At 49.9% G+C, this 25,045-nt stretch carries 22 protein-coding genes and 1 tRNA gene; 13 read left to right on the plus strand and 10 right to left on the minus strand.

Features of this window, described 5'->3' with window-relative positions; all coding sequences use genetic code 11:
* Window positions 1–110 precede the first annotated feature (110 nt).
* Window positions 111–1,022 carry a tRNA (adenosine(37)-N6)-dimethylallyltransferase MiaA gene (gene miaA / locus F608_RS0126255; RefSeq protein ID WP_022668729.1) on the minus strand — a complete coding sequence of 304 codons (912 nt, stop codon included), beginning with the start codon at window positions 1,020–1,022 and terminating at the stop codon, window positions 111–113.
* A 244-nt stretch (window positions 1,023–1,266) separates the two neighbouring features.
* Between miaA and F608_RS0126265 the strand changes: the two genes are divergently transcribed.
* From F608_RS0126265 to F608_RS0126305, 8 genes are all read left to right on the plus strand, one after another.
* A complete protein-coding gene (locus F608_RS0126265) occupies window positions 1,267–4,359 on the plus strand; it encodes a CoB--CoM heterodisulfide reductase iron-sulfur subunit A family protein (RefSeq protein ID WP_153307609.1) in 3,093 nt (1,030 codons plus the stop codon).
* Between the two features lie 14 nt (window positions 4,360–4,373).
* A complete protein-coding gene (locus tag F608_RS36355; RefSeq protein ID WP_153307610.1) occupies window positions 4,374–4,796 on the plus strand; it encodes a hydrogenase iron-sulfur subunit in 423 nt (140 codons plus the stop codon).
* Window positions 4,796–5,743 (plus strand): 4Fe-4S dicluster domain-containing protein, encoded by a 948-nt coding sequence (locus F608_RS0126280; protein WP_022668730.1) that lies wholly within the window; start codon window positions 4,796–4,798, stop codon window positions 5,741–5,743. Before F608_RS36355 ends, F608_RS0126280 begins: the two co-directional genes overlap by 1 nt.
* A 15-nt stretch (window positions 5,744–5,758) precedes the next feature.
* On the plus strand, window positions 5,759–6,811 hold the full coding sequence (locus tag F608_RS0126285; RefSeq protein ID WP_022668731.1) for a 4Fe-4S dicluster domain-containing protein: 1,053 nt from the start codon (window positions 5,759–5,761) through the stop codon (window positions 6,809–6,811).
* Window positions 6,812–6,831: 20 nt separating this feature from the next.
* Window positions 6,832–7,677 (plus strand): FAD/NAD(P)-binding protein, encoded by an 846-nt coding sequence (locus F608_RS0126290; protein ID WP_022668732.1) that lies wholly within the window; start codon window positions 6,832–6,834, stop codon window positions 7,675–7,677.
* Window positions 7,678–7,849: 172 nt separating this feature from the next.
* Window positions 7,850–8,167, plus strand: a complete 318-nt coding sequence (locus tag F608_RS0126295) for a TusE/DsrC/DsvC family sulfur relay protein (RefSeq protein ID WP_022668733.1) — start codon at window positions 7,850–7,852, stop codon at window positions 8,165–8,167.
* A 123-nt stretch (window positions 8,168–8,290) separates the two neighbouring features.
* Entirely contained in the window at window positions 8,291–8,767 is a 477-nt protein-coding gene (gene ahbA, locus F608_RS0126300; protein ID WP_022668734.1) for a siroheme decarboxylase subunit alpha, read from the plus strand.
* Window positions 8,764–9,579 carry a nitrilase-related carbon-nitrogen hydrolase gene (locus F608_RS0126305; protein WP_022668736.1) on the plus strand — a complete coding sequence of 272 codons (816 nt, stop codon included), beginning with the start codon at window positions 8,764–8,766 and terminating at the stop codon, window positions 9,577–9,579. Before ahbA ends, F608_RS0126305 begins: the two co-directional genes overlap by 4 nt.
* Window positions 9,580–9,626: 47 nt before the next feature.
* On the opposite strand, the gene F608_RS0126310 is transcribed toward F608_RS0126305, so the two are convergent.
* The 5 genes from F608_RS0126310 to F608_RS0126330 are packed head-to-tail and all read right to left on the minus strand — an operon-like array spanning window position 9,627 to window position 13,187.
* Window positions 9,627–10,481, minus strand: coding sequence for an MlaA family lipoprotein (locus tag F608_RS0126310; RefSeq protein WP_022668737.1), 855 nt, complete (start codon window positions 10,479–10,481; stop codon window positions 9,627–9,629).
* Window positions 10,478–11,149: an MlaC/ttg2D family ABC transporter substrate-binding protein gene (locus F608_RS35385; RefSeq protein ID WP_027363146.1), complete on the minus strand. Its 672-nt coding sequence runs from the start codon at window positions 11,147–11,149 to the stop codon at window positions 10,478–10,480. The genes F608_RS0126310 and F608_RS35385 overlap by 4 nt, the downstream gene beginning before the upstream one ends.
* Window positions 11,136–11,591 carry an outer membrane lipid asymmetry maintenance protein MlaD gene (gene mlaD, locus F608_RS0126320; protein ID WP_022668739.1) on the minus strand — a complete coding sequence of 152 codons (456 nt, stop codon included), beginning with the start codon at window positions 11,589–11,591 and terminating at the stop codon, window positions 11,136–11,138. Before mlaD ends, F608_RS35385 begins: the two co-directional genes overlap by 14 nt.
* Before the next feature lie 50 nt (window positions 11,592–11,641).
* Window positions 11,642–12,391, minus strand: coding sequence for an ABC transporter ATP-binding protein (locus F608_RS0126325; RefSeq protein WP_022668740.1), 750 nt, complete (start codon window positions 12,389–12,391; stop codon window positions 11,642–11,644).
* Window positions 12,392–12,395: 4 nt separating this feature from the next.
* Window positions 12,396–13,187: an MlaE family ABC transporter permease gene (locus tag F608_RS0126330; protein ID WP_022668741.1), complete on the minus strand. Its 792-nt coding sequence runs from the start codon at window positions 13,185–13,187 to the stop codon at window positions 12,396–12,398.
* 215 nt (window positions 13,188–13,402) lie between these two features.
* Between F608_RS0126330 and F608_RS0126335 the strand changes: the two genes are divergently transcribed.
* Complete coding sequence (locus tag F608_RS0126335) at window positions 13,403–13,876, plus strand: hypothetical protein (protein WP_022668742.1); 474 nt, start codon at window positions 13,403–13,405, stop codon at window positions 13,874–13,876.
* A gap of 2 nt (window positions 13,877–13,878) precedes the next feature.
* Window positions 13,879–18,099 (plus strand): acyl-CoA dehydratase activase, encoded by a 4,221-nt coding sequence (locus F608_RS0126340; RefSeq protein WP_022668743.1) that lies wholly within the window; start codon window positions 13,879–13,881, stop codon window positions 18,097–18,099.
* Here the strand turns inward: F608_RS0126340 and F608_RS0126345 are convergent.
* The 4 genes from F608_RS0126345 to F608_RS0126360 form a co-directional block, all read right to left on the minus strand.
* Window positions 18,069–18,893, minus strand: coding sequence for a coiled-coil domain-containing protein (locus tag F608_RS0126345; protein WP_022668744.1), 825 nt, complete (start codon window positions 18,891–18,893; stop codon window positions 18,069–18,071). The two genes, F608_RS0126340 and F608_RS0126345, sit on opposite strands and share 31 nt — an antisense overlap.
* Window positions 18,863–21,340 carry a DNA internalization-related competence protein ComEC/Rec2 gene (locus F608_RS33495; protein WP_022668745.1) on the minus strand — a complete coding sequence of 826 codons (2,478 nt, stop codon included), beginning with the start codon at window positions 21,338–21,340 and terminating at the stop codon, window positions 18,863–18,865. Before F608_RS33495 ends, F608_RS0126345 begins: the two co-directional genes overlap by 31 nt.
* 129 nt (window positions 21,341–21,469) lie before the next feature.
* A complete protein-coding gene (murA, locus tag F608_RS0126355; RefSeq protein ID WP_022668746.1) occupies window positions 21,470–22,723 on the minus strand; it encodes a UDP-N-acetylglucosamine 1-carboxyvinyltransferase in 1,254 nt (417 codons plus the stop codon).
* Between the two features lie 136 nt (window positions 22,724–22,859).
* Window positions 22,860–22,947: transfer RNA gene (locus F608_RS0126360), tRNA-Leu, on the minus strand.
* Window positions 22,948–23,079: 132 nt separating this feature from the next.
* Here F608_RS0126360 and F608_RS0126365 point away from each other — a divergent pair.
* The 3 genes from F608_RS0126365 (at window position 23,080) to F608_RS0126375 (ending at window position 24,999) form a co-directional block, all read left to right on the plus strand.
* Window positions 23,080–23,670 (plus strand): Maf family protein, encoded by a 591-nt coding sequence (locus tag F608_RS0126365; protein WP_022668747.1) that lies wholly within the window; start codon window positions 23,080–23,082, stop codon window positions 23,668–23,670.
* Between the two features lie 103 nt (window positions 23,671–23,773).
* On the plus strand, window positions 23,774–24,466 hold the full coding sequence (locus F608_RS0126370) for a YggS family pyridoxal phosphate-dependent enzyme (protein ID WP_022668748.1): 693 nt from the start codon (window positions 23,774–23,776) through the stop codon (window positions 24,464–24,466).
* A complete protein-coding gene (locus F608_RS0126375) occupies window positions 24,463–24,999 on the plus strand; it encodes an epoxyqueuosine reductase QueH (RefSeq protein ID WP_022668749.1) in 537 nt (178 codons plus the stop codon). Before F608_RS0126370 ends, F608_RS0126375 begins: the two co-directional genes overlap by 4 nt.
* Window positions 25,000–25,045 lie beyond the last annotated feature (46 nt).

Genomic DNA, 25,045 nt, shown 5'->3' on the forward strand with positions numbered 1-25,045 from the left:
CAAAATCTTCTTTTCTTACTCATTGTATATTCAATTCCAATGAACGGGTTTACCTCTTACTATCCAAAGGATATAAATTTCAAAAACCGAACTATATGTAAAAACCGAACTTATGTCAAAAAATCATTCACAATCTGTTGAGCCCTGGAGAACTCTTCGGGATTGACCCAGATGATTCCGGGTTCTTTTTTAAACCAGGTGAACTGGCGTTTGGCATATCTGCGGGTATCCCGTTTCAGCAGACGGACAGCCTCGTCAAGATCGACCTCTTCCTTTAAAAACATGCCCATATGGCGGTAGCCGATGGACTGCATGGATTTGAGATCCAGGGAATACCCCTTTTCCACAAGATCCGCCACCTCCCTGAGCAGGCCCTGGTCCATCATCATGTCCACTCGTTTATTGATCCTTTCATAGAGCCTCTCCCTGTCCATGGAGAGCCCCAGGGTCAGGCTTTCAAATTTTTGATCCTTGAAATCATGGTCCTGCTGCTGGTGTGAAATGGGTTTGCCCGTGGTGGAATAGACCTCAAGAGCCCTGACCAGCCTGAAGCTGTCATTGGGGTGAATCTTTTGGGCGGCGGCCGGGTCACAGGCCTTGAGTTGCTCATACAAATATGAACTCCCCTTTTCATGAAGCTGTTCCGTAAGCCTGGAAATGGTTTTCTCGCACACCGGCCGGGACCGGAACAGACCGTAAAGAAGGGCCCGGATATAAAAACCCGTGCCCCCGGCAACAATGGGCATCTTCCCCTTTTTTGCCAGTTCATCAATGACCTGGCCGGCCTGCCGGGCGTATTGACCCGCATCAAATTCGATTTTCGGATCCAGGAAATCAACCATGTGGTGGACCACCTGTTCCCTTTCCTCTTCATCGGGCTTGGCCGTGCCGATATTCATATGCTTATAGATCTGCATGGAATCGGCCCCGATGATCTCCCCGTCAAAGGCCCGGGCAAGCCGGATGGCAAAACCGGTTTTTCCGATCCCTGTAGGGCCGCAGATGGTAAGTATTTTCTTCATATCAAGTAGAGCCTGATCCGGTCCCGGTTTCCCGTGAACCCGGATAACTGACTGAATTGAATTTAGTCCTGCCTTTATACCAGGTTGAGGTTGACAATGGCTGAAATAGTGCCTTATAACATAAATCTTTAATCACGAACAACGGTTTAAGGGATGAAAAACCGGCTTTTGCCCGGGGGATCATACGTTAAACCCTTTGGCTATTTGTGCTTAGTTCCACGAACCCAAACAGGAGATATTGATAATGGGAACTCAAACAACCGGATCAGTGGTGGTGATCGGCGGCGGTATATCCGGCATGCTTTCTGCCCTTGATCTTGCAAATTCCGGATTTTATGTCTACCTGGTTGAAAAAGGTCCGTCCATCGGTGGGGTCATGTCCCAGCTGGACAAGACCTTTCCGACCAATGACTGTGCAATGTGAATTATCTCACCCACACTGGTCGAGGTCGGCCGGCATTTAAATATTGAACTTTTAACCCTTTCAGAGGTTAAAAAAGTTGAAGGTGAAAAGGGCAATTTTCAGGTCGAAATCCTGAAAAAGCCCAGATATGTGAACGAGGACCTCTGCGTGGGCTGCGGGGCCTGCACAGAGAAGTGCCCGGGTAAATTCGAGGACCAGTACAATGCCAATCTGGTCACAAGAACCGCCATCTATGTGGAATATCCCCAGGCAGTCCCCCTGAAATACGGAATCAATCCGGATGTCTGCCTCAAGCTGACCAAGGACAAATGCGGTACCTGCGAGGAGGTCTGTCCGGCAAACGCCATTGATTACGCCCAGACCGAACAAACTCTAACTGTCAATGCAGGTTCCATTATTCTGTCCCCGGGATTTGCCCCCTTTGATCCCACCCGGTTTGACAATTACCAGTATGCAAATTATCCCAACGTGGTGACCTCCATGGAGTTTGAGAGGATCCTTTCCGCCTCCGGCCCCACCATGGGACATGTGACCACATTCCCCAAGCTGCCCTTAAAGCCCAAAAAGAAAAAGGACAAGGCCCTGGCGGAAAAACGGAAAGATCCCAAGAAGATCGCCTGGTTCCAGTGCGTGGGATCCAGGGATGTGAATAAATGCGACAATGCATACTGCTCTTCGGTCTGCTGCATGTACGCGGTCAAGGAAGCCATCATTGCCAAGGAACATGCCGGAGGAGACCTGGACTGCTCCATCTTCTTCATGGACATGAGGACCCCGGGCAAGGAGTTTGAAAAATATTACGAGAACGCCAAGGACAAACACGGGATCAACTTTATCCGTTCCCGGGTCCACACGGTGACCGAAGACCGGGATACCCACGATCTCAACATCCAGTACGTGGATGAACAGGGCAATATGGTCAATGACGCCTTTGATATGATCGTTCTCTCCGTAGGCCTTGAAATCACCCAGCAGACAAAGGATCTTGCCGACCGTCTGGGGATTGAACTTACGGAAAGCGGTTTCTGCAAGACCGATTCCTTTGAACCGGTGTCCACCACCCGGGACGGTATCTACGTTTCCGGTGTATTCAACAACCCCAAGGATATCCCGGAATCTGTCCTGGATGCCAGTGCGGCTGCCTCGGCTGCCGGGGATGCCTTAAGCGAGGCCCGGAACACCCTGACCAAGGAAGTGGAGACCATCTCCGAGACCAATGTAATCGGGGAGCGGCCGAGAATCGGGGTATTTATCTGTGACTGCGGATCCAATATCAAGGGCGTGGTGGACTGCGCCCATGTCACGGAATATGCGGCCGGTCTGCCCTATGTGGAATTTGCCGACGAAGCCATGTATGCCTGCTCCCAGGATGCCCAGGACAAGATGGTGGAGTACATCAAAGAAAAGAACCTCAACCGCATCGTGGTGGCGGCCTGTACCCCTAAAACCCATGAGCCTCTGTTCCAGGAAACTCTGAAAAACGCAGGACTGAACAAGTACCTGTTTGAGATGACCAATATCCGGAACCACAACTCCTGGGTCCACAAGAACAACCCGGAGATCGCCACATCCAAGGCTAAGGACCTGGTAAGAATGGCCGTGGCCAAGGCAGCCCTGGCCGAGCCCCTCAACGAGGAAAAGATCAACGTCAACGATACGGTCATGGTCATCGGCGGCGGACTCGCCGGCATGACAGCGGCCAAGAGTCTGGCCACCCAGGGGTATGAAACCCACATCGTTGAAAAAGAAGAAAAACTCGGGGGACAGGCCCTGAACCTGTATAAGACCCCCCAGGGTGAGGATATCCAGGAAAAGCTCACGGAATTGGTCCGGGAAATCGAGGCCAATGACAAGATCACGGTCCATACCAACACCACACTTGAATCAGTGGACGGATTTGTGGGCAATTTTAAATCCAGCCTGCAAAAGGACGGAAAGCCCTTTGAACTCGAATACGGGGTCAGTGTTATGGCCACCGGGGCCCGTGCCTTTGAACCGGACGAGTATCAATTCGGCAAGGACGACAGGATCATCACCACCCTGGACCTGGACAGGATGTTCATGGAAAAGGACAGCCGGCTGGACCAGGTAAAATCCGCCGTCTTTATCCAGTGCGTGGGCTCCAGGCAGCCGGACCGGCCCTATTGTTCCCGGGTCTGCTGCACCCATTCTATTGATAACGCCCTAGAACTGAAAAAGAAAGATCCCGGCATGGATGTCTTTATCCTTTATAGAGATATCCGGACCTACGGGGAACGGGAACTTCTCTATAAAAAGGCAAGGGAAATGGGGGTGATCTTTATCCGGTATGAAAGGGATAGGAAACCCGAGGTCTCTTTTGATAAGGATAGCGTAAAGATTAACCTCATTGACCATGTCCTGAACCGACCCGTCACCATTGAAGCGGATCTTCTGACTCTGGCTACGGCCATCATTCCCAATCGGGATGACCGGCTGGCCAATTTTTACAAGGTCCCCCTCAATGATGAGGGCTTTTTCGTTGAAAAACATGCCAAACTGGGCCCGGCCGAGTTTGCCACTGACGGGGTTTTTGTCGCCGGTTCCGGCCACTATCCCAAACCCCTCAACGAGGCTGCCACCCAGGGACGGGCTGCCGCATCCAGGGCACTGACCCTGCTGGCCAAAAAGGACAGCCTGTTCACCTCGGGCACCATTGCCAGGGTGGATCAGATGAAATGCTCTGCCTGCGGGGTATGCGTATCCATCTGTCCCTATTCCGCTCCCGGTTTTGTGGCCGAAGGACGGTTCCAGGGCAAGGCCGAAGTCAATGCCGTCCTGTGCAAGGGCTGCGGACTCTGCGTGGCTTCCTGCCGGTCGGGCGCCATCCACCTTAAAGGATTTGATACCAATCAGATTTTTTCACAAATTTACGCTTTGGGTGAAGCAGGATAAAGGAGAAAAAATTCATGTCTGAAGAAAATATTAAAATCGTCAGTTTCCTGTGCAATTGGTGTTCCTACGGGGCCGCCGACCTGGCAGGGGTGAGCCGGATGGAATACCCGGCCGATATCCGGGTGATCCGGATTCCCTGCACCGGACGGATGAGCCCGAAATTCATCCTCTCCTCCCTGCGGGAAGGGGCAGATGCGGTCTGGGTATCCGGCTGACATCCCGGCGAATGCCATTACCTGGACGGTAATTACTATGCACGCAGGAAGTTTGCTTTGATGGGAAATCTACTGGAACACATGGGGATCGAAAGGGACCGGGTTCATTTTTCCTGGATCTCTTCCGCCGAAGCCACCAAGTTCGTGGATGTGGTCAAAGAGATTACGGACAAGGTCCGGGCTTTGGGACCCAACAAAAAATTTGTAAAGGACTACAGCTGATGGATACTTGCATCGAAAAAATTAGACAGCTCTCTGCCGACCTGCTGGAAAAGGGTGAGGTGGATCAGGTGATCGGTTTTGCTGAAGGAACCATTCCCATGGCCGCAAGTCCCGTTGCCGTCAGATCCGGTGCAGATGTGGCAAAACTGACCTTCAATTCCACATGCGGGCTCAACCTTGCCAATTACATCCGCGGACTCAAGGGAAAGACAGGCGTGATCGCCAAGGGGTGCGATTCCAGAAACATTGTCACCCACATCGTTGAAAACCAGGTCCAGCGGAATCAGATCTACATCATCGGCGTGCCCTGCACGGGCATGGTGGACAAGAGAAAGATCGCCGCCCTTTTTGAGGATGAGATCACAGGCTTCACAGAGGCAGACGGGAAGATCATTGTTACTTCGGCTTCAAAGGAAGAGACACTTCAAAAGGCGGATGTTCTGCGGGACAACTGCAGATATTGCACCCATCCCAATCCGGTTCTCTTTGACGTCATGGCCGGAGAGGAGATTGAAACGCCGGCCCTGGACAACCCGTTCCCGGATGTGGATGAAATAGAGGCCCTGGATACTGAAGCCCGGTGGGCCCATTTTGAAGAATTAACAGCCAATTGCATCCGCTGTTACGCCTGCAGGAATGCCTGCCCGCTCTGTTACTGCCCCACCTGTTTTGTGGACGAATCCGGCCCCCAGTGGGTGGGCAAGGGCCAGGACAAGACCGATGTTCAGACCTTTCATTTCTTACGGGCATTTCATTGTGCCGGCCGCTGCACCGACTGCGGCGCCTGCGTGGAGGCCTGCCCCATGGGCATCAACGTCCGGGATTTTACCCGAAAGCTCAACAAGGACGCCCTGGATCTCTTCGGCTGGGAAGCCGGCCTTGATCTCAGTAAACGTCCTCCTCTGGATGCGTACAGTCCGGAAGATCCAAATGATTTTATCAAGTAGAGAAAAGGGATTGCCATGAACTTTATAAATATTGATAAAAAAGACTGGGCCCAGGGCATTGATAAATCCAGGGGAAGCTATCGCCTATTCGGTCCGGTGACCAGTGACAACGGCTGTATATTCAAAGAACTTGAAAACGATACCCAGCCGGAAATGGACGCCCCGGATACGGTCATGTCGGCCAAATCCGTTCTCTTTCCCCAGACGGAAAAAATATTGGTCACCACCCTGGATGAATCCAAGGATGACCATCATATCATGAAACGGGCCGGAAACGACCTCTCCCCAAGGGCTGTTCTGGGAATCCGGCCCTATGATGCCAAGGCGGTTCAGCTAGTCAAGATGAACTTTGACACCGAGGATTACCGGGACCCTTACTGGTGCGACGCCTATGAAGCCACCACCTTTGTGGGCCTGGCCGTCAACAAACCCGGCCCATTTGATTTCAGCCTTTCCGCCGGCACAGGACCCTTTTCCGAAGAGGGTCTGGATATTCTTCTGGCCGATATGGACGACAAGTACCTGGCAAAGATCCTCACCCCCAAGGGCGAGGCCTATGCCGCGGCCTGCGGGTTTTCCGGGGCAGCCGATGAAAAAGAGAGCCGGGCTTTGTTCGACATTCTCAGGAAAGAGGCTGAAAAGTCAATTACCTCCCAGGTTCCAACCGGCGGACTCAAGGAAAAGACCATATTGGATCTCCACGAGGCCCCATTCTGGGACGATATTGCCTTTTCATGCATCAACTGCGGCACCTGTACCTTTGTCTGCCCCACCTGCTGGTGCTTTGACATCCAGGACGAGACCAAACTCAAAGAATCAAGCCGGTTTCGAAACTGGGACACCTGCATGTCTCCTCTGTTCACCCACCACGCCTCGGGCCACAATCCAAGGGGGGTCAAGGTCCAGAGAGTGAGGCAGCGGTTCATGCACAAACTGAAATACTTTCTGGACAAATATGATGCCGGGATCATGTGCGTGGGATGCGGCCGGTGTGTCAAGAGCTGCCCCGTGAACATCGACATCCGCCAGGTATGCAAGACCATGAACAATTACGAGAAAGCTGAATAGCGAACAAAGGAGGAAACACCATGGAAAACCCCTATCTGCCCTACCCGGTTCGCATTGATGATATAGAGGTGGCAACGGAAGACAAATCCCTGAAAACCTTTACATTTGTTTTTCTGAACCCGGAAGATGAAGAAAAGTTTGCCTATAAAGCCGGCCAGTTTGCCGAATTGTCCATCCCCGGGGTGGGAGAAATTCCCATTGGAATCGCCTCTTCCCCGGTTGAAAAGGGCTTTGTTAAATTCACCGTGTTTCGGACCGGTGTGGTTACCTCCCATCTGCACAATATGAAAAAGGGAGATATCATGGGCATCCGGGGCCCCATGGGCAACTGGTATCCCTGGGAAACCCTTGAAAACAAAAACGTGGTCATCATCGGCGGCGGATTTGCCTTTACAACCCTGCGCTCTTCCATCGTCTATATGCTTGATCCGGCCAACCGGGATAAGTTTAAGAATATAGACGTGGTATACGGGGCCCGGTCTCCTGGCATGCTTCTTTACCGGGAAGAGCTCTACGACTGGGAAAAACGGTCTGACATAAATATGCATATCACCGTGGACGGCACCGATGATCCGGACTGGAAATACCATGTGGGATTCGTTCCCCAGGTCGTGGAGCAGAATGCTCCCAAGGCCGATGAAGATACCTATGCCATTGTCTGCGGGCCTCCCATCATGATCAAATTTACCCAGCCGGCCCTCACCCAGCTGGGATACAAACCCGATCAGATCATCATGTCTCTGGAGAACCGGATGAAGTGCGGAATCGGAATGTGCGGAAGGTGTAATATCGGAAAGGAACTGGTCTGCAAAGACGGTCCGGTTTTTACTTTGGAACAGATCAATCTCACCCCCAAAGAATACTAATATACCGGTGTTTTTAATGGTGAGTATTTTTAAAAAGAACCAGGATTCTTTGTTGACAATAGTAGATTGCTGAGCTATGTTAAGTTCTCAATTATCATAGGCTAACCTTTAAAGCAAAGACGGCTATGTCTTAAGATGATAGTAAAAAAACTTTTACAGGAGGAATTTTTAAATGGCAACAATCGAGTTTAACGGGAAGAGTTTCGAAATTGATGAAGACGGTTTCCTTCTCGACTACAATCTTTATTCAGAAGAATGGGTAGAATACGTTAAATCCCAGGAAGGCATCGAAGAGATGTCAGACGAACACTGGCAGGTCGTTAAGGTTCTCCAGGACTACTACGAGAAAAACGGTATCGCACCCATGGTACGGGTACTGTCCAAACTTACCAAGTTCAAACTGAAACACATCTACGAACTCTTCCCCTCAGGACCGGGTAAAGGCGCCTGTAAAATGGCTGGTCTGCCCAAACCGACCGGATGTGTATAGTACATCTGAACAAAACCAAGCAAAGAAATTCTAGATCCATCTAAATAAAAGGGGCTCTGTCTGTAAACAGAGCCCCTTTTGTTGTATGCTGGGACCCGGCAGAAAAGACCCCCAGGAGTTCATATGTCCCTGAAAAATTCCCCTCCTTCGCCCATTGATGAGGCGGATAAGAGGATACTTAACACCATCCAGACGGATTTTCCCATTGATGCCAGACCTTACAGGATCCTGGCAGACCGCTTGAACATGAACGAGGACCAGCTGATAAAGCGGATAAAGGCTCTCAAGGATGAAGGGATCATCCGGAGAATCGGCGGGAATTTCAGCCCGGACCGTCTGGGATATTATTCCACCCTGTGCGCCGCAAAGGTGGACCCGGAGAAAGTCGATCTTTTCACCCGGACCGTCAATGCCTATTCCGGAGTGACCCACAATTATCAGCGGGACCACTCCTTCAATATCTGGTTTACCTTTATTGCCCCGTCAAGGGAAATGATCCAGGAGAGTCTTGAGGAGATATCCCGTAAAACAGGAGTCGATACCATTCTCAACCTGCCGGCCACCCGACTCTTCAAAATTTCCGCCAATTTCAGGCTATGAAAAAGCTGACCCTTGCCCTTGTCGTTCAAAACTGTGTTGCAGGGGAATTTGAAATAAATTTAAACTCCACAATCGACTTCGTTTCCAGGGCGGCCGTCGACAAGGCTGATATCATCATTTTCCCGGAGATGAACCTCACCGGATATACCGCCGGCAAGAAGATCAGGCAGATTGCCCGTCCCCTCAGCGATCAAATCACGGAAAAGTTTTCATCCCTGGCCGGAAATCTGGGGATCACCATTCTCACCGGTCTTGCGGAACAGGTGTCAGGTGATGAAGACCGCATTTACGCGAGTCATCTCGTGTTTCATCCTGGTAAACCGGTGGAAATCTATCGGAAAATTCACACGGCTCCCAATGAAAAACCTTATTTCTCTGCCGGACATGAGGCCCGGATTTTTTCGGGCCGCCAATTGAAATTCGGGATCCAGCTCTGTTACGACGCTCATTTTCCGGAATTGTCCACGGCCATGGCCGAGCAGGAGGCAGATGTGATTTTTCTTCCCCATGCCTCACCCAGGGGAAGCTCCCGGGAGAAATACGAGTCCTGGATGCGTCACCTCAGTGCCCGGGCCTTTGACAACGGAATCTTTATCGCCGCTGTTAACCAGACCGGCGATAACGGGACCGGGTTGAATTTTCCGGGACTCGCCCTGGTCCTGGGACCTGACGGGAATATCGTATCCCGGTCCCTTGACAACAAAGAGCAGATCCACAGGGTTGAACTCGACCCTGAAATCCTGGAGCATGTGCGCTCCCACAGGATGCGGTATTTTCTTCCCAACCGGAGAAGAGATCTTTTTCCCCTGTAAGAGGGTTGAACGGGATGGAAGGGAATCCATCCATCCCCAGTCTTGATCTATTTTTCGATCAGGGCGCTGCGGTTCTGGATATAGGCGTTGCGGATGGCCACATAGGGATCCAGGGAGGCCTCTTTCAGGGCTTCGTAATCACCGATTCTAAAGGAGGTCCGGTTTATCTTATCCGTGGCAGTGGCTCCCCAGTAGAGTTCCCAGGGTTCTGCATAATTTACCGGCGTGATAAAAGAATCTCCGATATCGCCCAGGGCGTCCCTCAGGGTGGACGGACCCAATATGGGCAAAACAATATAGAACCCGTTTCCGATTTTCCATGATCCCAGGGTCTGGCCCAGGTCTTCTTCCGAGGTTTTCATTCCCAGATGCTTCTGGGCCACCGGGTTGAATCCCAGTACACCGGCAGTGGAATTGGCCAGGAAAATACCGACCTCATCCCCGGCCCGGTCCAATTTTCCCTGGAGAACATTATTGACAAACCGGACGGGAAAGAGAAGATTGTGAAAAAAATTATTGATTCCTTTTCTGGCAATCGTCGGGACAACGGCCCCATACCCCCGGGCAACCGGCTTGAGGGCGTAAAAATAGAAAAAATCGTTCAAGGTGTACATGGCATAGTTAAAACCGTAGAGGGGATCTGCAATTGAAATGGTCTGATCATTTCCCTCTTCATATTCTTCAAACAGATCCAGTTCGTCTTCGGTTTCCTCTGCTGAACCATCGGATTGTGCCAGTAAAATCATGGAAGATGAGCTGGCTGAAACTCCTTCTTGAGTCCGAAAAGATTCAATCAATACAGGTTCAATGGGATTGAGTTCCTCTGCATTTCCTTTTGGAGCGGAGATCAACAATAGCCCTGCCATGGCCAAGGTCATAAGGAAGGGAAGTTTTTTCTTCATTCTTTTAACTTCTCTTTAAGGTCATTGATAATTTTTTCGGGTGAATCTGAGACCGCCTGCCGGAACTGGTCCCGGTAATTGGCCGCCATGCTTACCCCTTCGATCTGGACATCGTATATTTTCCAGTCCGTCTGATCTTTTTGGATCAGTCTGTAAATGATGGGGATGGAAACATCCGATTGAATGAGCCGGGTGGAGGCATCGACCCTCAATATATTTTTCCTGGGTTTCAGGGACCGGGTCTCATCATATTGGACCTTGATATTGTCCACATTCTGACCCTCAAGCCGGGAAACATATGTTTTGGAAATGAGGCGGGAAAAATAGAGGATAAACTCCTCCTGCTGCTTCTTTGAAAAAGACCGGTATTTCCTGCCCAGGGAGAGTTGGGAAAAAGTTGAAAAATCAAAGTTCTCCATGGCCCTGTCATGGAGCCGCTTTTCTCTCTCCTCGGCGGAAACGGAATGATTGGTCTCCTGGATCAGGGAGATCATGTCGTTTAAAAATTTTTCAAGCTCTTCCCGTGCCTGGGCTTCATATGGCTGGGGAGTCGATTCCTGGGCCCTGAGCAGGGAGTGACTTCCCATAAAGAAAATAAGACATGGGATCAACAGAACACTCAATAGAAACCGATATTTTATTTCGTCTATACGTTTATTTTTTTTCATCACTAAAAATAAATTTTCTTACCAGAGATTCAATGTCAAGGGAGGATTCCGTATTCTCTATTTCATCACCATCTTCCAAAGGAAACTCAGACCCGCCCGGTGAAATGTCCACGTATTTTTCACCTATTATACCAGAAGTTTTCACCGAGGCAATGGAATCTTCGGTCAGTTCAATTTTTTTATCGACGGCAAAACTCACTTTTGCCACCAGACGTTCCCGGTCTATGGTTATAGAGGAAACGCTTCCTATGGGGACCCCTGCCATTTCCACCCGGGCACCCTGCTTCAGCCCGGAGACCGATGAAAAATATCCGTAAACCGAATATTGGTCCTTTGAAAAAAGCTTGATTTCCCCCAGGGATATAAAAAGATATGCTGAAGCCAGCAGGCCGATCAGTACAAAAAAACCCACGTAAAATTCTTTTTTCCTAGATTCCATCATGAATTCCTAAATATTGTTTCCTGTTTGATGCATGATAAATTTGAGCCGTCTCAGGATTCCCGGCCATGAATAAAATGATTCAGCCGATCAGAATCTGAGGTGAAAAGTTCATCCCGGGTCCCTTCAAAGATGATCAAGCCTTCATCCAGCATGGCGATTTTCTGGGCCACATCAAATATCTCGGGGATATCATGGCTCACAATTACAGCCGTAAACCCGAATTTTTCCTGATACTCTTGGATCATGGTATGAACATTTCTTTTTCTCACAGGATCAAGACCTGTGGTGGGTTCGTCAAAAAGGACGATTTTCGGGTTTGTGACCAGGGCCCTTGCCAGGGCCACCCTTTTTTTCATCCCGCCGGACAACTGCTGGGGGAACTTCTCCTGGATCCCTTCCAGGCCGAGCTGGTTCATGCGCTGGTCTACTTTATCCCGAATGGAGATGTCGGTCTGTCCGGCCTGTCTGCGAGCCTCCTTCAGGGGCAGGGCAATATTATCGTATATGTTCATGAAATCAAACAGGGCATTGTCCTGGAACATATAGCTGAGATCCCTTTGAAGGGCATTCTTTTTTTTCCGGGAGATATGATCAATGGGCTGCCCCTCAAACAACAATTGTCCGGAATCGGGTTGGATGAGACCGATGATATGTTTGAGCAGGACAGATTTCCCCGTACCGCTTTTACCGATAATGGCGGTAATCAGTCCCTTGGTGATGGAGAGATTGATCCCCTTGAGCACGTGGTTGGTGCCGAAGCTTTTCTTGATATTTTTGAATTCTATCAGAGCAGGTTCCATTTTTTTAAACCGAAAAATAAGTAATGATATAATCAAAAATCAGAATATAGACACAGGATTGAACCACGGAGTTGGTCGTGGACATGGAAACGCCTTTGGCGCCCTTGCCTCCCTTGCCTCCCAGATGGGTGTAATATCCCTGGAAACAGCAGATGCTGGTAACGATGACGGCAAAGACAAAAGCTTTTACAAAACCGCCGTTGATATCTTCCATGACCACGCTGGAGATGACTTTATCCATATAAACCGCCTTGTTGATTCCCAGCATCACCGATCCGGTCAGATACCCCCCGAATATCCCCACCACATCAAACAGGGCGGTAAGCAGGGGAAAGCTGATCACGGCCGCCACAAGTCTCGGGGTAAATACAAAACGCTTGGGGTTGATCTGCATGGTCATGAGAGCGTCGATCTGTTCGGATATCCGCATGACACCGATTTCTGCGGCCATGGCAGACCCGGCCCTGGCCGTGATCATAATGGCGCTGAGCACCGGGCCCAGTTCCCGGATCAGGGTCAGGGACACGGCAGATCCCAGGGCGGCTTCGGATCCGAAGTTGACCAGGGAGTAATATCCCTGAAGTCCCAGAACCATGCCGGTAAACAGACCGGTCAGTACAATGACGAAGATGGATTTGGCCCCGATGAACCAGACCTGTTCAAGGATCTTGTCGGACTGGAGCGGCAGGACAAATATCTGGGCCGCACCAGAGACAAAGAAGAGGCAGAACCGGCCAAAGGATTCAATGAGCCTGAGTGTGAAAGAACCTAAATTTGCAATGAGTTCGCTGGGCATAATGGCATTTTTATATATCTGGTTTGACGTTAAAAAACAAGGAATAGAGTTGAATCAACCTGGTTTTGGGCTACCTTATACTAAAACCCGGGCAATGATAAAGAAGAAAACAACTCTTCGTGTAAATAATTTATTTGACACGTACCTTAAAAATCATTACGTATAGAATGATGTGATACGGATTAAACTCGAAACCAAAAACCCAGGAAGCAGTCATGGCCCAGAAAATTACCTTGAGCATTCCGGACATGCTCCACGAAAAACTGAAAGAATGGCGGGATTCATTTAATTTCTCCCAGATGTTTCAGGAAGCCGTAACCGAGGCGATTCAAAAAAAAGAAGAATTCAAGAAACGCTTTTCAGAGGATTTGGATATGCCCGATATCATCCGGCGCCTGAAACAGGAGAAAATGCTCTGGGAGAAAGAATTCTTCAAATCAGGTAAAAAGGAAGGGGGACGCTGGGCCAGGTCCGCCCATTTTGAAGATCTCATGCACGTATTACATCTTGAAGACACGTATCAACTCATCAAGGACAACCAGTATAAAACCTATTTTGAAAAAATCTACCAGGAGCACGACCTGGCCAGATATGCGGTTGGCGGCGGCATTGACCATGAGAAACAATTTGTGGAAGGCTGGTTCAAAGGGGTGGCCGAGTTCTGGAATCAGGTAAGGGAGAAAATATAGCCATGCAATCAAACATACTGGGCATTGACATCGGATCGGTTTCCGTCCATATCGCGGCTATTGCCGTCACGAAAAACAAAAGCGCACACATTACATATACTGCGGCCGCCTTTCACAACGGAGAGGTCAAAAACACCCTTTCCTCTCTCCTGGAAGATCCCGCCCTAAAGGATATTCACTATATCGCCGCAACGGATTCCACCCCTTCCTTTGTAGCCTCCCAGTCCCGTATCGACGGACAGGTAGCTGTGATCCGGGCAGCCAGGCATTTCCACGGACATTCCTTTGCCACACTTTTACACATCGGCGGGGAAAAATTTTCACTCAGTCTTTTTGATGAAGCCGGTAATTATACAGGGGCCAGGCACAACACCTCCTGCGCCGCCGGTACCGGTAGTTTTCTGGATCAACAGGCCAGGCGCCTTAATCTTGCCGGCTCCGAGCAGATCAGCCTCAAGGCCCTGGCCAATACCAAATCGAGACCGGACATTGCCACCCGGTGTGCCGTGTTTGCAAAAACCGACCTGATCCATGCCCAGCAGGAAGGGTATGATATCGAACAGATCTGTGACGGCCTCTGCTACGGCCTTGCAAAAAACATCTCCAACACCCTGTTTAAAAAAAAGATTAACAAGGGGAAACTCATCTTCTGCGGAGGGGTATCCCAGAACCGGGCCGTGACGGCCCATCTGGAGAAGATCATCGGGCATGACCTTTTCATCGATGAGTTCTCCTGTTTTTACGGGGCCATGGGAGCGGCTTTCTGTCTTCTGGATGAGCTTGCCGACACGAATCTGTCACCTATATCCAAGGACCTTCCCGGTGCGGTTTTCCTTTCAGATACCCGGAACAGCGTTTACGAATATCCGCCCCTTGAACTCAATCTGTCGGATTACCCTGATTTTTCTTCCTTTAAGTCCTATGAATTTGAAGGGGTTGAATCCGATGTATACACGGATCCGAATACTTTGGAGATATCCCATGGATATCTGGGACTCGATGTGGGGTCCACCAGTACCAAGTGCATTATTGTCAACCAGGACGGTGCGCCCATTGCCGGATTTTATACCAAAACCGCTTCCCGTCCGGTCCAGGCCGTCCAGAAACTGTTTAAGGCCTGCCACCATTTTTTAAGGGATTTTCAATTGAATTTTCCGATTAAAGGCTGCGGTACAACCGGTTCGGGAAGGCGGATCTCCGGCAGGATCATCGGGGCAGATATCGAACCCGATGAGATTACGGCCCATGCCACGGCCGCCGTGAACCTGAACAGTAATGTGGACACCATTATCGAGATCGGAGGACAGGACGCCAAGTTCACCCTGCTCAAGGACGGAATGGTCACCTCTTCGGTGATGAATACGGTCTGCGCAGCAGGAACCGGAAGCTTTATCGAAGAGCAGGCCCTGAAACTCAACTGTCCCCTTTCCGAGTACTCCGCCCGGGCCGAGGGGGTTAAGGCCCCGGTTTCCAGTGACCGGTGCACCGTGTTCATGGAAAGGGACATCAACTATTATTTTGCCGAAGGATACGGTAAAGATGAAATTCTGGCCTCGGTCCTTCATTCGGTCAGGGACAACTATTTAACCAAGGTGGCCACGGAGAGCAAAATCGGCAGCTGCGTCCTGTTTCAGGGGGCCACTGCCAGAAACAAGGCCCTGGTTGCCGCCTTTGAACAGAAACTGAACCGGCCCATTCATGTGTCCAGGTTCTGCCATCTCACAGGAGCCCTGGGTGTGGCCCTGCTGGCCATGGAAGAGAATGTCTCTCTTTCCAAATTCAGGGGATTTGACCTCTGGAAACTTGAGATTCCCGTCCGCCAGGAAGTATGCCGGCTCTGCACCAACCACTGCAAACTGACCATAGCTGAGTTGGAAGACGGCCCCCAGGCCTATGGGTTTTTATGCGGCCGGGATTACGACACCCAGAAAATGGTACCCAGAAAAACCCGGTTTAACCTGCTCAAAGACCGGAAAAAAATCACCCGCCAGACAGACAGCCCTCCGCCGAAACACGATTTCACCATCGGCCTTCCGGCTGCCCTGCACATGTTTGAAGACCTTGAATTCTGGCAGTTCTTTTTTTCCAGGCTGGGCATTAAAACCAAAACCAGTCTAAATTTAAAACAGCCGGTAAAAATCGGAAAAAACATTGCCGCTGCCGAGTTCTGTGCTCCGGTCACGGCTTTCCATGCCCATATTTCCCATCTTCTGGATTGCACGGATTATGTGTTTCTCCCCTTTTATTTTGAAGACAAAACCCGGGTCAAAGGGACCCGGCGCCAGCACTGCTACTATACCCAGTTTGCCCCCTCCACCATCTCCTGTCTGGAAAACATGGACGGGGAAAGGATCCTCTCCCCGACCATAAGGTACCTGTACACCAATTTTCATACCAAAATGGAACTTTACAGGGCTTTGAAGAAGATTTCCCCTGATTTTCTTTTTTCCTTTTTTGACATCGGTTCGGCCTGGGATAAGGCCGTTGAATTCAAAAATCAAAACAAACTCAAATTAAGGGAATATTTTCAGAAGACCATGGATACCACGGAAGGAATCAAAGTTCTTCTCCTGGGACGTCCCTATACGGTCCTGTCCGATTCCATGAACAACAATATCCCCAGGATTTTTGAAAATTTAAATGTACCTGTTTTCTTCCAGGACATGCTGGCCAGGGAAGACCATGATCTTTCCATGCTCCGCCCCCTGCTCGGGGAGATCCATTGGAAGCACGCTGCCGGAATCCTGGAAGCGGCCTATATGGCGGCAAACACTCCGGGGCTCTTTCCCGTCTATGTCACCTCGTTTAAATGCTCCCCGGATTCCTTTGCCGTGGATTATTTTAAAAAGATCATGGAGAAGTTCAACAAGCCCTATCTCGTGCTTGAACTGGATGAGCACGATTCAAGTGTGGGATATGAAACCCGCATCGAGGCGGCGGTCAGGGCCTTTACCAATCACCATGTTCAGCCGGCCAAACCCGAAGCCTTGGCCGGTCCCCTGTTTGACAATGCATGCGCCCGATCCCTGGACAACAAGACCATTATCTTCCCCAACTGGGACCGGTTCAGCGGTGAACTCATTGTCTCCACCTTTAAGAACGAAGGTATTCATGCCCTGCTCATGGAGGAAACCCGGGAAACATTGAAAAGATGTATGCTGACCAATACAGGCCAATGCATCCCCCTCAATGCCGTGGCCGCCGGGTTCATCCATACGGTGGAAAAAAACGGTCTGGATCCGGAAAATACCATTCTATGGCTCAATGAATCCGACATTGCCTGCAATATCAAGATGTACCCCTTTCATATCAAACAGATCCTTGAAAGGGAGGGGAGAGGATTTGAACAGGCCGGTATCTATCTTGGAGAGCTGTCCCTGTTTGACATCTCCTTTAAAGCCTCGATCAATGCCTATTTTGCCTATATGTTCGGCGGCCTCTTGAGAAGCATGGGATGCAAGATCAGACCCTATGAGATCCATGCCGGAGAAACCGACCAGGCCCTGGATCAGGCCCTGGCCATCATTTCCGCGGCATTTCTTACCGGCGGTTCCAAGGAAAAGGCTTTGAAAGAGGCGGTTTCCCTGATTTCCAAGGTCCAGACCCGGCAGAAAGGAGGACGGCCAAAGGTGGCGATATTCGGTGATCTCTACGTCCGGGATAATGATCTGATGAACCAGGATCTGATCCATTTCATCGAAAAGAACGGAGGAGAGGTGGTCATCACCCCCTATTACAAGTATATCAAGATTATTGCCAATTCCTATTTTAGAAAATGGTTTAAGGAGGGCAAGTATTTAAGCCTGATCTCAAACAGAGCTCTTTTTGTTGCCATGAATGCCATGGAGAAAAAATATTATAAGTACTTTGAACCCATCTTGAATGAAAAAGACCTGGAGGTGGGCCAGGGATATGAAAATATTCTGGAGCAGTACGGTATCCTCCCGGAACATACCGGTGAATCCATGGACAATATTTTAAAGATCCATCATATTGTCAATGAACATCCCGACCTTGCCCTGCTGGTACAGACCAATCCGGCGTTCTGCTGCCCCGGCCTGGTGACCGAAGCCATGGCCGCCAAGCTTGAGGAGAAGACCGGGGTGCCCATTGCCACCATTACCTATGACCTGTCCGGGGGAAATAAAAACAAGGTCATTGTCCCCTTTCTCAAGTACTACAAGAATAAAGACTATTGCCAGAGCCGGAAGGTATCGGTCTGACGCATTCCGGGCAGATAGGGTTTGACATCGGGGTATTTATGTAAGAATTGGTTCTGAAACTCAATGCGCAGCACATTGAACTTATTGTGCCGGTCCACGGCCCGTCTGTAGCGGATATAGTATTCGTCATAATTTTTCAAAATCGACGGGGTCTTGACCTCGTTGATGGCATCGAAATTTTCATAGGTGAACTTGAGCAAAGCTTCAAAATTGTCCAGGTAGTCTCCAAGACTTTTGTAGTGAAGAATCACCTCCCGGCTGGTATAGAACTTCTGGATATGATAGACCCAGTTGAGTTGGTTTTTCACAAAATAGGATTTGTAGTCGTTTGTAAACCGGACAAACCGGTCTATGGCATCCCGGTTCAAGGCAATAATACCCCTGAGTTCTTCAATATAATCAATGGTGGCCTTGAGTTCAGTGACCCTGGACTCTACCTTGGACAATTCTTCCAGCTTTACCAGGGCCTGGTCCAGGTCAGCGGTGGTCTGGGTTAAAACCTGGCTGAACCGGATGGTCTGCCGGGTAATGGGGGGCAGATGGGCATACTTGTTTGCCTCTCTTTCCTTTTCCCAGGTATAAAACTCGATTCCGACGATCAAGGAAAAACTGGCCAGGAAAATCATGAAGAGGGTTATCCCCTCGGCCTTCCTCGATTTAAAGATAAAATAGGGAGCAGTCACAGGGGCAAAAAGCACCATGGCGGCCCACCAGAGAGGCTGGTTTCTCCTGTGACAGTCGAAGAGCATGAGACCTGACAGGATCAGAACATATGGAAAGTAGAAGAAAAACACGGGCCGTCCTTTATATGGGTTGAGATCTCATATTGGCGGCCGTTTGAGGTAATGGTGACTGCTCCGTTGAGATCTGTCCGATAAACATTGTATCCCCTTTCCCTGTACTTTTCCAAAACCTCACCATGGGGAAAACCATACCGGTTCTTAAATCCACAGGATACTATTACACTTTCCGGCTTCACTTGATCAAGGAAAAAATCATGACTGGAACTTGAGCTGCCATGGTGGGGGGCAAGGAGTATGGATGATTTGAGGGCCGGACCGGCCGACTCTGCCAGGCGGATTTCCCTCCCGTGCATCACGTCTCCGGGAAAGAGCATGGATAAATTTTGAAAATGAACCTGAAAGACCAGGGAGTTATTGTTGAAATTATCTCCCGGAACCAGACTGGAACAGTGGAAAAAGTTTATCTTTACCTGATCAAGAAAAAAATGATTTTGGACACAATCCGGCAGAATTAACGGGATTTTTTTTTTTCGGCATGTGGCCATCATTTTCTCATAGACCCTGGATTTGCGGGAATCCTTATTCTTCAATAGCTTTCTGACCTTGAAATTATTCAGAATAAATACCAGGCCGTTCATATGATCGGACTGGGGATGGGTCAGGACAACCATGTCCAGGGTCAATATCTTCTTATGCCACAAAAAGGGTCCAACTATATACCGGCCCGGATCAAAGGAGGACAGGCCGGAAAACCCGCTCCCGTCCACCAGGATGGTATGCCCTTCCGGGGTTTGGATCAACCCGGCACTGCCCTGGCCCACGTCCAGGATTGTGATCATGAGTTGTCCGGGATCTAATCTTTTCTTTATCTTCAGGCCTGTATTAATTCCGGCCGCCAAAGATAGAAAAATCAGGAAAAGCATGGGCCCCCTTTTTTTTCGACTCATTACCAGCCAGAAAAGAGTTCCCAGGAATAGATAGATAGACAAAAGTTCAGACCTGTCCGGGGTAACGGTCCTGGACCATGAAAAGGGCAGAGAAATTAAAAAATCGGTAACGCCCAGGCCTAAATCGATCAGTCTTCCACAGAGTTGGATGATCATGGCAGAGGCCCCGGCATGGATAAAAAACAAAAAAAGGGCGGCAAAGCCCAGGGGAAGGCATAGACCTCCCAGGATGGGCACCAGGACCAGATTGGCCGGAACCTGGACATGGGAGACCATGTTGAAATAATGAGCCACAAGGGGAGCTGTTCCCAGTCCTGCCATCAGGGGAACCAGACCGGCAGACAAAAGTTTTATTTTCAATCCATTTTTTTCGAGCCAGCCCCTTTGCCTGACCAGGTCAAACCCGACCAGGATAAACAGGACCCCGGCAAAGGAGAGTTGAAAAGAAATGGAAAAAAGGGCCGGGGGATCCAGAATGAGGATGAGAATGGCCGCCAGGGCCAGGGTATTGAGAAGCTGGGCTTCTTTTTCCATCATAAACGAAAGCATAAAAATCAATGTCATGATAAATGCCCTTTGGATGGATGGGGAAAATCCGGAAAAAAAAGCGTATAGAAATAAAAGGGCCAGGGTGAGAACCATGGCCGTTTTTTTTGCCCGCCCAGAGATCAGTAGAGATCTGGACAGGGACAGGAGATAAAACCAGATCCAGTAGAACACAAATCCAAGGATCGACATGTGAAGGCCTGAAATGGCCAGAAGATGGGATGTGCCGGCCCGGCTGAAATCATCCCGGACTTGTGTACGGATCATTTTTTTCTTTCCTGTGATCAGTGCACATAAAATATCTGCTCTGTCCGAAGGCCCCAGGACATCCCGGATAAATCGGAAAAACCGGTTCCTCAGGTTTTCCATCGCCTGGATACTGTTAAAGGGCCAGACCCTGCAGGGAACAACCCGGATCTGATCGGCATTGATATAAGAGGAACCGGTAATGCCCCTTCTCTTTAAATAGGTCTGGTAATCGAATCCGCCGGGATTGCTGAAATTGCGTACCGGTTTCAGCCTGGCTTTAAAAAACAGCCGGTCTCCGTACCCTGCCCCGAAGTTTTCATGATTGTAAATATTTAAAAAAATGGACCCCTTAACTTTTTGATACAATTCAGGACCCTGATTGCCGGACAGGCCCTGGACTTCAAACTTGAGGCGGATTTTTTCCGGATAATGGTGTTGAAAGGAGAGTATTCTGCCTTTTATCCGGTAAACCGAGCCATCACAAAAACGACTGATATGAAGGGGAGGCAAAGTGCTGTGCTCCATCCGGAACATGGAATAAAATCCATAGATACAGGCCAGACTGCCCAGCCAGACAAAGACGATCCGATTGGTTTTGAGTGCAGGACAGGTAAAGAGGAAATAAAGGGGCAGGAACAGGGCGATGAAAAGGGATCCAGGAAAAAATCCATGGACGTTTCCGGCCGTTATCCCGATGATCAGGGGAACGACCACGGAAAACAAGGGGGGATGGATTGGAATCCGTCTGATTTTCATACCCCGAATCCTTTTGCCGTTTTGATGGATTTTGGCTTTAACAGCTATATTAAATCATAAAGGATTCCCGGCAGGTATGCAAATGAAGTGAGGCGCCCGGAGATGAGTTTCTCTTGTTCAGAAATTGGACTATTCTATCCGCTGGATGTCCGCGCCAAGACAGGAGAATTTTTCTTCAATGGCTTCATATCCCCGGTCCATGTGATAGACCCTGGAGATCAGCGTGGTGCCCTTGGCAATCAGTCCGGCAATGACCAGGGAAGCCGATGCCCTCAGGTCCGAAGCCATGACCGGAGCTCCCTGGAGTTTTTCCACGCCCCTGACCATGGCGTAATTCCCATTGGAGATTTTAATATCCGCACCCATGCGAAGCAGTTCATTGGCATGGATGAACCGGTTCTCAAATATGGACTCATGGATGATGGAGTTGCCCTCTGCAATTGTGGCCATGGCCATGAACTGGGCCTGCATGTCTGTGGGAAATCCCGGATAGGGCAGGGTTTTGATGTCCACACTATTGATGCGGGGTCCGCCTTTTACCCGGACTCCCTTTTCCTGAAGGATCACCTCGGCACCCGTGTCTTTGAGTTTACTGATAATTCCGCCGATGTGCTCGGGATTGCAGTCCTTTATGGTCACATCTCCGCCGGTGGCGGCTGCAGCGACCATGAACGTGCCGGTTTCAATCCGGTCGGGGATGACCCTGACCTCGGCGGGTTCAAGAGAGTCAACTCCTTCAATTTCAATGATGGGCGTGCCGGCCCCGGATACTTTTCCGCCCATTTTGTTCAGGGCATCGGCCAGGCATATGATTTCAGGTTCCCGGGCAGCATTCCTCAGCACGGACCGGCCCTTGGCCAGGGCCGCAGCCATCATGAGATTCTCAGTTCCCGTTACCGTTGGAATATCAAAATAAATTTCATTGCCAACAAGCCGGCGGGCCTTGGCTTCAATATATCCGTGATCAATTGTGATCTTCGCCCCGAGAGCTTCAAGCCCGGACAGGTGCATGTTCACGGGTCTGGCACCGATGGCGCATCCCCCGGGCATGGAGACCTTGGCATGGCCGAACCTGGCGGTCAGGGGACCGAGAACAAGGATGGAGGCCCTCATCTTCCTGACAAGATCATATTCAGCCTCGATTTTGTGGATTCCCGACCCGTCAACGGTAAATACATTGTCCTCAAAACTGCATTTTGCCCCGAGATCCTCCAGCAGATTCCGGATACTGGTGATGTCCATGAGCCGGGGCACGTTGGTGAACACGGTGGTTCCCTTGACCAGTATGCCCGATGCAATCAGGGGAAGAGCCGCGTTTTTGGCCCCGCTGATCCGGACCTCTCCCTGAAGCTTTCTGCTGCCGTTGATCTGAATCTTATCCATAAAAAAATTCTCTAGACCTATTTCAAAATATTTAGTAGAATATCACAGGCTGAAACAACCTTATACCGGCTTTCAGCTTTTGGCTTCAGGTTGAAAAAAAAGGGCTTTGGATTATGCCAAAGCCCCTGTATCTTTTTGGTACCTGGGACGAGAATTGAACTCGTACAGGGCTCAGCCCCGAGGGATTTTAAGTCCCTTGCGTCTACCAGTTCCGCCACCCAGGCATAATCCTGGAATATTTATATTATTTTTGCCAAATATTCAAGGTGATTTCTTGAATTTTTCCCCCTGCGGAATGAAACAGGATCCAGGCTTCCCCATTGTCATGGATTTAAAAATTTGTTAAAAAAGGCCCCATGAAACCATATTTCCAGGACAAAATCGTATTGGCCTCCCAGTCCCCAAGGAGAAAAGAGCTTTTGGAGCAGATGGGACTGAAAATTGAGATCCTTCCGGCCGATATTGACGAAGCCAATGGAAAGGATCTGGAACCCATCGCCCTTGTGAAAGATCTTTCCCGGCTCAAGGCCCGGGCTGTTCTTTCCAAGTGCCGGGATGCCTGGGTCATCGGAGCCGACACAATCGTGGTGGTTGACAACCGGATCCTGGGGAAACCCGGGTCGGAACAGGAGGCCGTTCAAATGCTGGAAGTTTTAACCGGCAGGGAGCATTCGGTGCTGACCGGATTTACCATCGGCCATAAAAAAAAGGATAAAGAGATCACCAGGGCCGTTGAAACCCGGGTGCAATTCAAGTCCATGCCCGGCAATGAAATTCTCTGGTACGCCAAGAGCCCCGAACCCTATGACAAGGCAGGGGGATACGGGATCCAGGGAATGGGCGGGTTCATGGTGGAATCCATCTGCGGTTCTTACTCCAATGTCGTCGGACTTCCTTTGTGTGAGGTCATGGAAACCTTGGTGAAATTGGGTGCCGTTCAATTCTAAAAAAAGATCGCAGACACCCCATTGGGTATTTAATTGCTGATCCCATGAATCCTTTGTGATAGACTGGTTTTTCCATAAGAATAAGGGACAAAGGAATATCGAAATGACCCCTGTGAAAGAGAATCTTGAACTAGTGAAACAACAGCTCATAGAAGCGGCGGTTGCCTGCGGACGGGATCCGGAAACCCTCACCCTCATCGGCGTGAGTAAACGCAAAAGTGCTGAGATTGTCACCCGGGCCATTGAGGCCGGTGCCGAGAACCTGGGGGAAAATTATATCCAGGAGGCGGTTGAAAAAATTGATCTTATCGGAAAGGACCGGGCCTGCTGGCATTTCATCGGTCATCTCCAGTCCAATAAGGCCAGATTCGCAGTCAAGTATTTTGACTATATCCATACCGTGGACAAACTCAAGCTTGCCAGGGAAATCAACAAACAGGCCAAAAAAATAGATAAAATTCAGAAGATTCTGCTCCAGGTCAATATTGCCGAGGAAACCACCAAATCCGGGGCCCAGGCCGAGGATATGCTATTCCTGGCCCGGGAGATCAGTCAATTTGAGAATGTGTCGGTCCGGGGTCTCATGTGCATGCCCCCCTATTTTGAGAATCCCGAAGATGCCAGGATCTATTTTAAACGCCTGGTTGGGATCAAAGAGCAGATATTGGAGGCCAACATTCCGAATATATCCATGGAAGATCTGTCCATGGGCATGAGCAATGACTTCAGGGTCGCTGTGGAAGAAGGCTCCACCATGGTCCGGGTGGGAACCGCCATTTTCGGGAGCCGGGAATGAAGCTCCTCCTCCATACCTGCTGCGCACCCTGCTCTATTTATCCCCTGGAGGTCATCAGGGGAAAGGGCATCGAGGTGATGGGCTTTTTCTTTCGACACAATATCCATCCCTATACCGAATGCATCCGCCGGGAAGATACCCTGCGTCAGTACAGCCGGGACATCGGATTGAAAATGATCTGGCAGCAGGGCTATGAACTGGAACGCTTTATCCAGTCCGTGGTGTTCAGGGAGGACAACCGATGCCGGACCTGCTACCACGAGCGGCTCAAGGCTGCGGCCCTGGTGGCGAAAAAAGGAAAGTTCGACGCCTTTTCCTCCACCCTGCTCTATTCCAAATTCCAGAACCACGAACAGATCCGGGAAATCGGGGAAGCCCTGGGAAAACGGTACGGTCTGAAATTTTTCTACCAGGATTTCAGGGACGGATGGAAAATTGGAATCGAAAAATCCAAACAGCTTGACATGTACCGCCAGCAATACTGCGGCTGCATTTACAGCGAAAAGGACAGATACTTTAAACCCTCAAAATAGTTTATTGGATTTTCTGTTGACCCCCATGTTTGAACTTTGGCTGAAA

Source organism: Desulfospira joergensenii DSM 10085 (assembly GCF_000420085.1).
GTDB lineage: Bacteria > Desulfobacterota > Desulfobacteria > Desulfobacterales > Desulfobacteraceae > Desulfospira > Desulfospira joergensenii.

Coding starts and splice junctions, on each gene's coding strand:
- F608_RS0126305 (WP_022668736.1), top strand. CDS start 8,764: ATGAAAAAGCTGACCCTTGCCCTTGTCGTTCAAAACTGTGTTGCAGGG.
- F608_RS0126370 (WP_022668748.1), top strand. CDS start 23,774: ATGACCCCTGTGAAAGAGAATCTTGAACTAGTGAAACAACAGCTCATA.
- F608_RS0126290 (WP_022668732.1), top strand. CDS start 6,832: ATGGAAAACCCCTATCTGCCCTACCCGGTTCGCATTGATGATATAGAG.
- F608_RS0126285 (WP_022668731.1), top strand. CDS start 5,759: ATGAACTTTATAAATATTGATAAAAAAGACTGGGCCCAGGGCATTGAT.
- F608_RS0126335 (WP_022668742.1), top strand. CDS start 13,403: ATGGCCCAGAAAATTACCTTGAGCATTCCGGACATGCTCCACGAAAAA.
- F608_RS33495 (WP_022668745.1), bottom strand. CDS start 21,340: ATGAAAATCAGACGGATTCCAATCCATCCCCCCTTGTTTTCCGTGGTC.
- F608_RS0126295 (WP_022668733.1), top strand. CDS start 7,850: ATGGCAACAATCGAGTTTAACGGGAAGAGTTTCGAAATTGATGAAGAC.
- F608_RS0126365 (WP_022668747.1), top strand. CDS start 23,080: ATGAAACCATATTTCCAGGACAAAATCGTATTGGCCTCCCAGTCCCCA.
- F608_RS0126330 (WP_022668741.1), bottom strand. CDS start 13,187: ATGCCCAGCGAACTCATTGCAAATTTAGGTTCTTTCACACTCAGGCTC.
- murA (WP_022668746.1), bottom strand. CDS start 22,723: ATGGATAAGATTCAGATCAACGGCAGCAGAAAGCTTCAGGGAGAGGTC.
- F608_RS0126340 (WP_022668743.1), top strand. CDS start 13,879: ATGCAATCAAACATACTGGGCATTGACATCGGATCGGTTTCCGTCCAT.
- F608_RS35385 (WP_027363146.1), bottom strand. CDS start 11,149: ATGAAAAAAAATAAACGTATAGACGAAATAAAATATCGGTTTCTATTG.
- F608_RS0126280 (WP_022668730.1), top strand. CDS start 4,796: ATGGATACTTGCATCGAAAAAATTAGACAGCTCTCTGCCGACCTGCTG.
- F608_RS0126375 (WP_022668749.1), top strand. CDS start 24,463: ATGAAGCTCCTCCTCCATACCTGCTGCGCACCCTGCTCTATTTATCCC.
- mlaD (WP_022668739.1), bottom strand. CDS start 11,591: ATGATGGAATCTAGGAAAAAAGAATTTTACGTGGGTTTTTTTGTACTG.
- F608_RS0126310 (WP_022668737.1), bottom strand. CDS start 10,481: ATGAAGAAAAAACTTCCCTTCCTTATGACCTTGGCCATGGCAGGGCTA.
- miaA (WP_022668729.1), bottom strand. CDS start 1,022: ATGAAGAAAATACTTACCATCTGCGGCCCTACAGGGATCGGAAAAACC.
- F608_RS0126325 (WP_022668740.1), bottom strand. CDS start 12,391: ATGGAACCTGCTCTGATAGAATTCAAAAATATCAAGAAAAGCTTCGGC.
- ahbA (WP_022668734.1), top strand. CDS start 8,291: ATGTCCCTGAAAAATTCCCCTCCTTCGCCCATTGATGAGGCGGATAAG.